Source organism: Microcystis sp. LEGE 08355 (assembly GCF_015207185.1).
GTDB lineage: Bacteria > Cyanobacteriota > Cyanobacteriia > Cyanobacteriales > Microcystaceae > Microcystis > Microcystis panniformis.
Map to the genome: position 1 here is coordinate 1 of NZ_JADEXI010000089.1, position 11,908 is coordinate 11,908.

Consider the following 11,908-nt stretch of genomic DNA (forward strand, 5'->3'; position numbering starts at 1 on the left):
TATTTTTGCCTCTAACCAAAGTTGGGCGGAAAATTGGGCAAGTTTGAGCGGTGAATTTTTATTAACGCTATTTTTTGGTAGTTTGATTACAGGTCTGTTGGCGGGCATTATCACTTATTTTGTTAGTTATCGTCTCCTCAGTCAATGGCATCACCGGCGACAAACAAGGAGAAAACGCTGATAAATTGTCACCGTTCAGGGGGGGACAAAATCTGGTAATCTAAGGGGCATGGATGAGAAGCACCTACGGTAATCCCATAATAAGTCTAAACTGTTATTTGAATGATTGAATGAATACTATGATTGTGTTGTATTCAGCAATTCTGTACCTTTTTGTAAATTGCAAAAAATACAGGCGTAGCATAAATTATCAGCCGAAGTTGCTCCCCCATGTTTAACACTAATGATATGATCCACCTGACAGCCAGATACCCTATCAGAAGCAGAAATTAAGCAATATTCACAGAGAAAATCGGCACGTTCAGCAACTAATTTTAGCAATTCTACACTAATGTAAGGTCGAGCCATTTTAGTTAGCTCCATTGAGATATTGGTGAGCTTTTGCTTTTGCTAGGGTCATAATATGTTCTAGCATTAAATAAGCATCGAGTTCCTGTTTTTCATCTTGGGTAAGTTCATTATTTTTAGCGTTATAAATTAGGTCTTCTAGGCGATTTTGAGCCGTATCGGAAAGATGAAAGTTAATCACCGATTGGGGGGTGGTTCCCCCTGCGATTAGTTCAATAATTTCGTCATAGACTTTGATGGTTTGATACCAAATTTCTAAATCCATGACAGACATCCACGCTCGAATGCTTGCCAAACCTTCATTCGTTGTGACGCGAATAAAGAAAAATGGTATGAGTTGTTGTATTCATGGGTTTATTCTGTTGGGTTTATTGGGTAGGGAAAAAGCAATTACAATTTAATGAACTGTAAAAGAATTGCTGTTTTTCTATCAGGTTTAAAAGTGGTGATCGCTGTTTAATTTATATTAGGAACACTATTAATTTGTCAACCAGATTTTCTGATCCTAAACTTATTTTTATCCACAATTACCGTTGAGCCAATAATTTCTTCTATATCTACGGTATTGATAAAATTTTCTAAAACCTGTCTAATTTCTACCGCTATCGCCTCAAAAGGAAATCGTAAAATAATCAGACCACAATGGGTATTGGGAGGATAATTTTTGATATTAGCCCATCCCAAATCACGGCTAATAATAATTCGCTGTTCTCGTTGAGCAAATCGAAATAGCTCAGGGTCTTTTGTGCCACTTAGTCCAGAGGTTTTTACATGAATAGCGTCATAACCTTTAGAATTTAGCAAGTTGCTTAAACTTAAGGGGCAGTCTTCATCAATTAAAAAGCGAATTTTCAACTGGTTTTCTCCATTGGATAAATGATTTCATTATTTAAAAGTTCAGAAAAATATGCTAAAGAAGCAAGAATTTGCTCTTGAGTAACTCCATATTCCTCCATGACTTCTTCATAGCTCATTCCTCCTGCCAGGGAACCAATAACAATGGCGATCGGGATTCGGGTTCCTGTTAAGATTGGTTTACCATGTTGAATTTCGTTATCTATGGTAATAGCATTATTTAATAAGTTGGTTGTCATTAATTTTCTCCGTTTAAGTTTGATTAAGAATAAACTGATTTAATTTCCTAAAAACTTGACATAATCCCATCAATCACAGTTAAGACGATGGATGTTGCTGTTGTCGCATCTTTTGTAAACTTTCCCGAACCTTAACAGTAGTAGGATGATTCTCCCCTAAAGCTTGCTCGGCAATTGCTAATGATTGTAAATAGAGGGGTTCTGCTTCTGTGTACCTGCCTTGAAAATAGTACAAATGCGCTAAATTGTTGAGGGAAAGTGTCACATCAGGATGATTGTCTTCTAAGAGTCGTTGACTCAATTCTAATGCTTGTATTAAGAGTGGTTCAGCTTCTTCGTATCTTCCTTGAGATTGGTAGAGTTTTGCTAAATTATTAAGATTTTCAGTGACATTGGGATAGTTATCGCCTTCAAAAATTTCTGGACAGTATTTTTTTAGATTTGCCAGAAATTCCTGTGAGGTAACTTCAGTAAAATCTTGGTGGATAATATTGCGAAATTCTTTAGTATCTAGCATGGTTAATTTTCTCCTTCTATTTAATTAACTCTTCATACTCATCATGAGAACCAATCCAAAACCAGTAATAATCTTCACCTTTTTTCAATGCTAAAGCTCTATAATTCTCAGTTATTCGGACTGACCAGACATTTTTCTCTACTTTCTTGAAATGTAATGATCGATGGAAAACATTACTAATCCAGAGACGATAGGCTTTTTTTGCCTGTTGCTTAATGTAGGGAGGTAAGTTGGCATAACATTGCCAAAAATCAGGAGTTGTTAAGGATTTCATCTAAAGGCTTAACTTGATTGTTACTGATATCATTGTTGACTTTTTGTAATAGTCGATCGAGTTTCCCTGATTCGAGATCGTTTTTTATCTGTTTGTCCCAACTATCATCAAGATAGTCTTGTAACCAAGCTGATAATTGATGGATTTCTTCGTCAGGCAACTGGAGAATCGCGGATTCAATATCTTTGAGTGTAGTCATGATTGTTTGGTTGATTGAAGGTGATTCTATTATTTTATATTGTTGTATTATCGGATGGGTTAATAGCCCATCCTACGGGAGCGACTCTAAGTTTTCCCGAATCCTAACAGTAGTAGGATGATTCTCCCCTAACGCTTGCTCGGCAATTGCTAAAGCTTGTAAATAGAGGGGTTCCGCTTCTTCGTACTTTCCTTGGGAATTGTACAATCTTGCTAAATTGTTGAGGGATCGTGCCACATCGGGATGATTGTTTCCTAAGAGTCGTTTTCTCAAATCTAATGCTTCTAGATAGAGAGGTTCTGCTTCTGTGTACCTGCCTTGGGATTGGTACAATGCTGCTAAATTGTTGAGGGAATTTGCCACATCGGGATGATTGTCTCCTAAGAGTCGTTTTCTCAAATCTAATGCTTGTAGATAGAGAGGTTCCGCTTCTGTGTATCTGCCTTGGGAACGGTACAATTCTGCTAAATTGTTGAGGGAAGTTGCCACATCGGGATGATTGTCTCCTAAGAGTCGTTTATCCAAATCTAATGCTTCTAGATAGAGAGGTTCCGCTTCTGTGTATCTGCCTTGGGATTGGTACAATTCTGCTAAATTGTTGAGGGAAGTTGCCACAGACGGATGATTGTCTCCTAAGAGTCGTTTTCTCAAATCTAATGCTTGTAGATAGAGAGGTTCCGCTTCTGTGTATCTGCCTTGGGATTGGTACAATGCTGCTAAATTGTTGAGGGAAGCTGCCACAGAGGGATGATTGTCTCCTAAGAGTCGTTTTCTCAAATCTAATGCTTCTAGATGGAGAGGTTCCGCTTCTGTGTACCTGCCTTGGGAATGGTACAATTCTGCTAAATTGTTGAGGGAAGAAGCAACATCTGGATGATTGTCACCTAATAGTCGTTTCCTCAAATCTAATGCTTCTAGATAGAGAGGTTCCGCTTCTGTGTACCTGCCTTGAGAATAGTACAGAAATGCTAAATTGTTGAGGGAAGTTGCAACATTGGGATCACTCTCCCCTAATAGTCGTTTACACAATTCTATTGCTTGTAAATAGAGGGGTTCAGCTTCTGCGTAGTTTCCTTCGGATTCGTACAAGTTTGCCAAATTATTGAGGGAAGTCGCAACATTGGGATGATTGTCACCTAATAGCCGTTTATACAATCCTAAAGCTTGTAAATAGAGGGGTTCAGCTTCTGCGTACCTTCCTTGGGATTCGTACAATAATGCTAGATTGTTAAGAGAAGTAGCTACATCGGGATGTTCTTTTCCCAAGCGGCGGAGAGTTACTTCTAGACATTGCTGATACCAAAGTTTAGCTTGTTCGTACAATCCTTGTCCATAATAGAAATTTCCCAATCCTCCCAAAGACGGGATTAAATCCTCTTCTTCCAGCCATTGTTCCAACGCTGTCGCTGACTCCGCAAGATGGGGAATAGATAAGGCGACGGCTTCTACTTGCTCCTTGGTGGAAGTCTGAGGAATAGTCTTTGCCTCCTCAACCATACCCCGACAAAAGGAGCTTTTCAACTCATCAGCATCCTCTCGCAGTGCTAACTTAGCTTGAAAAAACTGTCGCACCAACGGATGAAACTGATAAACTTCTCCTTCTACTGCTTGCAACAGATTGAGGTTGAGTAATTGCTCCTCTCTAATCTCTTCCAACTCATCCTCATCTTCAGCAGACAAACACCTTTCTACCACCAACCGCCAAGGAATAGGAGCCAAAGCAAAGAGACTGAGGAAACATCCTAAATGCCGCGCTGGCGGATTCAACTCCTCCCAACTCAACTCAAAAACTGCCTCTACCCCTCTTTGTGCCGTCATATCTGCCGAAGGATTCTGCAAAGCAGACAACTGTAAACCGGTATCTATTAATTGCTGTTGCATCCTCGCCAATGTCCAATTAGTACGCTGCTTGAGGAAACGCCCCACCAATTCCAACCCCAAAGGTAAATACCCTAGCCACGCACATAGCCCCTTCCCTACCTCTAATTCAGCTTGCAGACGCGACGCACCAATCAGAGATTCCAGTAAAGCAAGGGCGGCTGATTCGCTTAAAACAGGTAAGCGCAACTGCTCAAACGATGCTGCCAGCGACTGTTGCCGAGTCGTAATCAACACCTTAAATCGTTGTTCTTGGGGAGGCAAATAATCTTGAATTTCCTTATACTGATGCACATCATCTAAAATTAGCAGCACATCCCCCGGCGGTTGCCATCTCGCCCAACAATAATCCAATTGCCCCCGCAAATTCAAATCTTCAGGGGGAAACAAGCCCAACTGCGACTTAGCAAAATCTAATAGTTGTACCCCCACCGTTTCCGCTTGCACCCCTATCCAACAAATACCGCCGGGATAAGTTGAGTTTTTCTGATGATGTAGGGCATACTGGAGTGCTAACTCTGTCTTACCTAATCCTCCCATTCCCGTCACGACGGCGGTAATCGCAATTCTTTCTTGTTGCTGTAACTGGTGGTGCAGTTGTGTCATTGCGTCCTCACGCCCCACAAAATTAACTGCTCCAGTCCGCACCCGATATAGATTATTAGGGATATTTGCTGTAATTTTATCTCCCATAACTTTATCTCCTATAACATTGTTAAAATCGATATAAGTAGGGATGGCGATATTATTTTCCAAAATTTCATTACTAAACTCATTTCGACGTAAGAGACTAACACATATATATTTTCCTGATAATTCCTGAAAAGTTAGGCTGTCTAAACCATTGTTTTCTATATATTGCTTGAATAAAGTAAAACCTTGACCAATTCCTTCATATCCTGACAACTGAGAAAGATATTGAGCAATAGCCGCATCAATTGGAATTGATACAGGTGTTGATTCCTTTATAAGTTCTTCCCAAGATGTATTATCTGGAAAATTACCAGGGCTTTTTACTTCAAGAGCTTCTGGTGTAATAATTACTTGAACATGACTATTTAATTGGTAGTTCCTATGAGCGATCGCATTAGAAATTATCTCCCGTGCCACCTCCAAATCTATATCGTCAATTTCTTGTCGCATTCCTTTTTTGTTAATAAATGAAATCTTTTTTGTTGCTTGTTTTACTCGCTCAACTAATTTTTCTATTTGATGAATCAAAGATCCATGAATATCATACCTTTCAAAAGCAGTTTTTCCTCTAGTTCTGTCCACGAAAGTAGATTTACATTGAGGATAAATTCTTTCAGGGTTTTGATGAAAACATAATACAGCTGCCTTATGTAGATATTGTTTTCCCTCATGGTAAATAGGAGAATAAAGTTTAAGTTCATCAACTATTTTTTCTAAATTATTTTGATCTTCTTCAGATAGTTCCATCTTTTTTGCATACTTTTTAATCAATTCTAAATCGATTTTATCAAGACTTGCTTCCGTGCATGGATGCCTATTTGGATGAATTTGTTCATAAAGAAATTTTAATTCTTCAGAAGAAGTAACGCGGTTTGATTGCTCATTTTCCTTAGATTTATCTTGCAAGATGTGTTTGTTTTTGGCAATCCAAATATCAGAAGCAGCATTAATTACTTTAAATTGTGGACGCTGATCAAATTGGGAATAAATGGGATCTCTCTCAATTTTCTCTTTTATATAATTAACGATATCTCCGACATAAATATAAGGCTTATTACTGTTGCCGTCCATTCCGTTCTCTATTCCTTCACATAAAAATTTTGTAAAAATTCCATAGTTTCCTTCGTTTGTTTCACGGGATACTTGAGTTTCTTGACAAGAAGCAATAATAACTATTCCTTTAGAAAGTTTTTGATTGCTTTTTTCTAGTTCCAAAACTAATGGTTCTAAAGACCGAATTCCTTTAGTTACAGCCCCACTATGACAAGCATCAAGAATTAAAATTGCTCGATTTACTTTATTAATAGATAAATAATTTGTCAAGTTAGAAAAAGGAAACCAATCACTATCGTTTATCCCTAGTTTCAAACAATATTCTTCCCTCCTAATATCTCCGTGTCCTGAGAAATAAAAAATTAGTTGATTTTGGTTGTTCCATTTTTGTATTTTTGGCAAAAAATATTGTAAAAACTCAATCTGGCTTTGACACTCATGTAAAGGTTTTGGTCCATTACTTTGACAATTTCCCAACTCAGGATTTGTTAACCAAGCATGAACCCGCGAAACATCAGGAATAACGGCATTTAGTTCTCCCTTATTGATAGCAGAAATAGCAACAGCAATTCTTTGTGACTGTTTTTCTGAAGTATCCATAGTTTACTGTTTTAATATTTTTACGCTAACTGTTCCGTGATGAGGTTGAGAATCAATCTCAGACAGCAAGGATTGAATTTCTTTCAAGGATAAATTTTTCATTAAAAATCTTTTTTGCTGTCCATTGGCATCAACAGTGATAGATATAGAATATTGACTTTGTTGAGATTCCCAGTATTGAAGAACTGAAACCAAGGTTTGAATCCCTGTTAATACTAAAGATGCTATTGCTATACCGATAGCCAAGCCACCGTCTCGGATTCCCACCTCTGCTTCTCTGGTTTCAATACTTACAGAACAGTCGCATTCTTCTTCAATTAGTCGAGCAAGATTTTTTAGGTGATAAGAATCATCCTCGGTGGTTGCTCCTTCAAAAGAAATCCTGACATCCATACACACTACCTCTAATAATATCCAAAAAATTTGCCCTCTGATCCTGTGTCACGATTGTTATTTGCTGCCTATATTGGCAAGATGAATCCTCCCAATATAGGCAGTTCCCCCCTCAACTTTTGTCTGCCAACCCTTAGCATTATCAGCGATATTTTGAATCATACTACTATTATCCTGAATTTTACCCGCTTGGATTGTCTGCGCTAAAACTTTTAACTCTTTCGCAAAAGCAGGATCTTCATCCAAAATCACATCCAAATTTTTAGTCAAGGTTTCAACGGCTGTACTATCACCCCTCTCAACCTTAGCCAATGCTTCATCAACTCTAGTAGATTTTCCTATTAAGCGAGTTTTGATTTTTTCCCATAAAACAGGAATCTTAGCCAAAGCTTCAGCCGTAAACCGTTTCGCTAAATCCCCCGTCCCAGACTTCACAAACTCTTGTACTGCTAAGGTGATCAGTAAACCTGCTGTTAATGGCTCAGTCATTTTTAAATTTTCCTCTAATAGTAATTCAAATTGGGTTTGAGACTCTAAACGTTTGGAGAAAAATAAAATCTCTAAATTTTCAATCTCTCCACTCTCATGGCTCTCTTGGATTTGGTGGGTAAAATGTATTCTAAGATAAATTTCTCCTCGCGAGGGGGTGGAACGAAAGCTAAACCTACCAAACCCGGGGCGTAAACTCCGCATCATTTAAAATTATTACATTTTCCCCTGACTGCACCAACACAAATAAACCCTGACGACAAGCGTAACTCGCCACCTCATTGGGAACAATCATCGCTGCTACCGCTCCCAAAGCCTTTACATCTCGAAAACGCGGCATTAACCGCTTAAACTTCGCCAAACGTTGTAAATGCTCATCCACATCCCTTTGAGTTAACTTACTTTTGACCTCCACTAAAATGGCATCGGTATCATTTACTACTAATAGATCAATCTCTAAACCCTCATTATCCCGTTTTACCGAAATGCCGGGGTGAAACTCATGCACATCAATGCCCCGCTCCTGAAACAGACGCACCACCGCAGGACGTACTTGCCACTCGACAAACTCTCCTAAACGATTGCCCAACTCCCCAATCTGCTTACTAACTCTGTTAATTTGCTTATCTGTTTCCTTGATTTGCTTATCTGTTTCTTTTTGAGCTTGGGATAACTCTTTTTGAGCTTGGGATAACTCTTGTTGGGATTGGGATAACTCTTGTTGGGATTGGGCCAATTCCTTTAGTATTTCCCGAATGTCTTCAATAGTAGCTGTCATAATGAATTTTCTCAAGTTAAAGTGATGTAGCCGATACTCAAGGGATTTAGTATAATTTTAGCGTTGATTATTGGCAGGAATGGAATCGGCTCTCTTGGATTTGGTGGGTAAAATGTATTCCAAGATATATTTCTCCTAGCAAGGGAGTGGAAGGAACCACGAAGACACAAAGGACACAAAGATCGATCCTATGTAGCTGGTTATAATTAAATTAAAAATGGATTTTAGGTTCGATCCCCCCTGCCCCCCTTGATAAGGGGGGTGCCGATAGGCGGGGGGATCTGACAACTTTTAACGCCTACCTACTTATGTAAGTTAAACTAATCACACAGAACCTAGAAGATTTCGAGAAAAAGCTAAACCTACCAAACCTGGGGCGTAAACTCTGCATCATTCAAAATTATTACATTCTCCCCTGACTGCACCAACACAAATAAACCCTGACGACAAGCGTAACTCGCCACCTCATTGGGAACAATCATCGCTGCCACTGCTCCCAAGGCCTTTACATCTCGAAAACGAGGCATTAACCGCTTAAACTTGGCCAAACGTTGTAAATGCTCATCCACATCCCTTTGAGTTAACTTACTTTTGACCTCCACTAAAATGGCATCCGTATCATTCACTACCAATAGATCAATCTCTAAACCCTCATTATCCCGTTTTACCGAAATGCCGGGGTGAAACTCATGCACATCAATACCCCGCTCCTGAAACAGACGCACCACCGCAGGACGTACTTGCCACTCGACAAACTCTCCTAAACGATTGCCCAACTCCCCAATCTGCTTACTAACTCTGTTAATTTGCTTATCTGTTTCCTTGATTTGTTTATCTGTTTCTTTTTGAGCTTGGGATAACTCTTGTTGGGATTGAGCTAATTGCTTTAGTATTGCCCGAATCTCTTCAATAGTGGCTGTCATAATGAATTTTTTCAAGTTAAAGTGAAATTTTCTCTATTATAGTCTGATCGCTTTTTCTCCCTTGAAGTAACCGTTCAGGGGGTAGGGTTGATTCATGAATCAACCCTACAATGAATCAACCCTAGTTCAGGGGGGGACAAAATCTGATAATCTAAAAAGACTTAGAAAAGAGCGGCTAATGTGAAATAGTAGTATCCCTCTCTGTGCTGCCCCCGGAGAGTCCTTCCACGGAGTCAATGCCACTGGCGGCTTGACATCCCCCCCCTGAACGGTTACAATAAAACCATACGCCTTATGTAAGTTAGAAGCTGGAATGGTGTAAGCCAGTTCGATAGACTATCTTTTTAGTCGGAGTGGTGGGTTCTGATTATTGCTGCCTACTAAGTTGTTTTAGCTCACATCAAGCGTACTACTTTATTAGGTTTCTTACAGGAAATTTTAAGGGTTTGAGCCTTCGGTAAGTCTTTCGAGGTACCCTAGTCATCCTATCTCAAAAATAGCTTGAGCGATTTTTTCAGAGGATTTTTCTAGTCTAAAGTAATATCCTCTGAATGTTTATAATGTTACAAATTAAGTGATTTTTACTCATTTCAGTACAATGGCAAAAAATCAAGCCGAATCTACGTCTGATCAGAATCATCAGCAGCCAGATATGGGTGCGAAGAAAACAACGCAGGCTAGGATAGAACATCAGAATGATAATCAAATAAAAACGGGAATTGATCCTAAAATTGATTCAGAAAAAACGTTTAAATATTCGGAGCCAACAGGAAGATTAGGGGAGATAATCCTGCGCTTAATGCCGGTGGGTCTTTTGCTCGGAGGACTGAGTTATTGGGCGATAGTTGGTAAGATTCCGACTCCTATTCAAGGACGAGCGGTCATTTTGATTCCTCGTTCTATTGTTAATATCGAACCCCGTCAAGGTGGGCGGGTGTTAACCCTCCTGATTCAACCGGGAGATTCTGTCAAAAAAGGTCAATTACTGGCAACTTTAGAGTTTCCTGAGTTAGAAACAGAATTAAAGGATAAAAAGGATAGACTAGCAGATCTCAAGCAGCAGGATAAAAGAGTTGACTCTATTGAAGTGAGTCGTCGCCAATTGAATGCAGCCTCAATAGATCGCCAGCAAAAGGCGAATCAGCTTCAGATTAAAGCACTTCAAGTTCAATTATCCAGTAATCAAAAACAGCGAGAGGCTTATCTCTCCCATGCTCGATACCTTAAAAATTTCCAGAACTCAACGGATGAAAGACTAGCCGCCTACGATAAACTTATCGAAGAGGGGGCTGTCGCCAAGCTAGATTTTCCCTCCTATTTGTTTCAGTTCAATAATCTAGAGGCTTCTAATAGTATCAATCGCGTCCAAATAGAACTCGATCGCCTGAAGGGGGTTGATGAAAGCCTGCGAGCGCAGATGAACGCATTGACGGCCCAGAATAATATACTAAACACAGAAAAACGGCAAATAGACCTGCAAGATACAGCCAGTGATATTCTTCGTTACAATGCGATCGCTGACCAGCAACGAGAGATTAATACGTTAAAAACCACCATTCAAGCCAACAAAAATGTAGTGAGTCTGTACAACGGCCAGATTTTAGACTTATCTGTGAATCCGGGGGAAGTCCTAGCTCCGGGGGGGCGCATAGGTACATTAGAAGTCTCCAATCTAAAGGCCAAGACCAACGTGGTGGCATTGTTTAAGAGTGGTGATGCCAAACGATTAGAACCAGGCCAGGAAGTAGAAGTCGTTCCCGATCTCTATGATCGCGAACGCTATGGGGGTATCGTCGCTAAGGTCGTTTCCGTCGATCAGCAGCCGGTAACTGTGGCAGAACTGGCAAATATAGTCGGAAGTAATGAACTCGCCAGCAAGCTGTTTCTGGGTAGAGATGAAGACGATCGCGATAAGCCTATACCCGTCAATGCAAGTGTTATCAAAGCCACTTTAGCGCTGAAGGTTGATCGCAATACACCCAGTGGTTTTTACTGGACTCAAGCCAAGGGAGCGCCCCAAAGAATTACCAACGGGACTACCGCAGATGTCCATGCTGTGGTAGAAGAGCGTTCTTTAGTGAGTTACATAACCCCTGCTTTTCGCTGGATTACAGGGGTGTACGACCGTTAACCACAATCTTGCGAGCGTAAGTAGCTGAAAGAAACAACGACTAGAATAAACGGTTAAACCTAATATGGAAAATCCGAAAAGACGTTCTCAATGGTGGACTTGGTGGTTTAAGTGGTGGATTATCGCCGCAGCGTTTGTCTTAGTAATCCTGATCCATAGTGAGCCTCCTCAGCTTTGGTTTTGGTTGGTGACGTTTTTGGCACTGATTTTATATGGGATTGAGCGAGCGATTAATGGGTAACAATGAGTAAGCCGAAAAAGGATATAAGTAGCTGGTTATGATTAAATTAAAAATGGATTTTAGGTTCGATCCCCCCTGCCCCCCTTGATAAGGGGGGTGCCGATCCCCCCTTAGTCC

General features: G+C 40.0%; 15 protein-coding genes. 3 read left to right on the forward strand and 12 right to left on the reverse strand.

Going from position 1 to position 11,908, the window contains the following annotated elements; translation table 11 throughout:
• The coding region (locus IQ242_RS06780; RefSeq protein ID WP_193959450.1) for a DUF2062 domain-containing protein at positions 1-181 on the forward strand (181 nt) is incomplete at its 5' end.
• A 116-nt stretch (positions 182-297) separates the two neighbouring features.
• Here the strand turns inward: IQ242_RS06780 and IQ242_RS06785 are convergent.
• From IQ242_RS06785 to IQ242_RS06840, 12 genes are all read right to left on the reverse strand, one after another.
• Entirely contained in the window at positions 298-528 is a 231-nt protein-coding gene (locus IQ242_RS06785; protein WP_228020857.1) for an HNH endonuclease, read from the reverse strand.
• Position 529: 1 nt separating this feature from the next.
• Positions 530-793 (reverse strand): hypothetical protein, encoded by a 264-nt coding sequence (locus IQ242_RS06790; RefSeq protein ID WP_193959451.1) that lies wholly within the window; start codon positions 791-793, stop codon positions 530-532.
• Positions 794-1,014: 221 nt separating this feature from the next.
• Complete coding sequence (locus IQ242_RS06795) at positions 1,015-1,383, reverse strand: DUF5615 family PIN-like protein (protein ID WP_002744172.1); 369 nt, start codon at positions 1,381-1,383, stop codon at positions 1,015-1,017.
• A complete protein-coding gene (locus IQ242_RS06800) occupies positions 1,380-1,622 on the reverse strand; it encodes a DUF433 domain-containing protein (RefSeq protein WP_002744173.1) in 243 nt (80 codons plus the stop codon). The genes IQ242_RS06795 and IQ242_RS06800 overlap by 4 nt, the downstream gene beginning before the upstream one ends.
• A gap of 79 nt (positions 1,623-1,701) precedes the next feature.
• Positions 1,702-2,139 (reverse strand): tetratricopeptide repeat protein, encoded by a 438-nt coding sequence (locus IQ242_RS06805; protein WP_193959452.1) that lies wholly within the window; start codon positions 2,137-2,139, stop codon positions 1,702-1,704.
• A gap of 16 nt (positions 2,140-2,155) precedes the next feature.
• Positions 2,156-2,413, reverse strand: a complete 258-nt coding sequence (locus IQ242_RS06810; protein WP_052276904.1) for a hypothetical protein — start codon at positions 2,411-2,413, stop codon at positions 2,156-2,158.
• Positions 2,391-2,612 carry a hypothetical protein gene (locus IQ242_RS06815; RefSeq protein ID WP_002736659.1) on the reverse strand — a complete coding sequence of 74 codons (222 nt, stop codon included), beginning with the start codon at positions 2,610-2,612 and terminating at the stop codon, positions 2,391-2,393. The genes IQ242_RS06810 and IQ242_RS06815 overlap by 23 nt, the downstream gene beginning before the upstream one ends.
• 72 nt (positions 2,613-2,684) lie before the next feature.
• Positions 2,685-6,836 carry a tetratricopeptide repeat protein gene (locus IQ242_RS06820; RefSeq protein ID WP_193959453.1) on the reverse strand — a complete coding sequence of 1,384 codons (4,152 nt, stop codon included), beginning with the start codon at positions 6,834-6,836 and terminating at the stop codon, positions 2,685-2,687.
• A 3-nt stretch (positions 6,837-6,839) separates the two neighbouring features.
• The gene (locus tag IQ242_RS06825) at positions 6,840-7,229 is read right to left on the reverse strand and encodes a hypothetical protein (RefSeq protein WP_193959454.1); all 390 of its coding nucleotides are present in this window, start codon (positions 7,227-7,229) and stop codon (positions 6,840-6,842) included.
• A 57-nt stretch (positions 7,230-7,286) separates the two neighbouring features.
• On the reverse strand, positions 7,287-7,925 hold the full coding sequence (locus tag IQ242_RS06830) for a hypothetical protein (protein WP_228020858.1): 639 nt from the start codon (positions 7,923-7,925) through the stop codon (positions 7,287-7,289).
• Positions 7,894-8,496, reverse strand: coding sequence for a DUF3782 domain-containing protein (locus IQ242_RS06835; RefSeq protein WP_193959455.1), 603 nt, complete (start codon positions 8,494-8,496; stop codon positions 7,894-7,896). The genes IQ242_RS06830 and IQ242_RS06835 overlap by 32 nt, the downstream gene beginning before the upstream one ends.
• Before the next feature lie 362 nt (positions 8,497-8,858).
• On the reverse strand, positions 8,859-9,419 hold the full coding sequence (locus IQ242_RS06840) for a DUF3782 domain-containing protein (protein WP_193959456.1): 561 nt from the start codon (positions 9,417-9,419) through the stop codon (positions 8,859-8,861).
• A 598-nt stretch (positions 9,420-10,017) separates the two neighbouring features.
• Here IQ242_RS06840 and IQ242_RS06845 point away from each other — a divergent pair.
• Positions 10,018-11,550, forward strand: coding sequence for an NHLP bacteriocin system secretion protein (locus IQ242_RS06845; RefSeq protein ID WP_193959457.1), 1,533 nt, complete (start codon positions 10,018-10,020; stop codon positions 11,548-11,550).
• A 64-nt stretch (positions 11,551-11,614) separates the two neighbouring features.
• On the forward strand, positions 11,615-11,791 hold the full coding sequence (locus IQ242_RS06850; RefSeq protein WP_002735384.1) for a hypothetical protein: 177 nt from the start codon (positions 11,615-11,617) through the stop codon (positions 11,789-11,791).
• Positions 11,792-11,908: the final 117 nt, after the last annotated feature.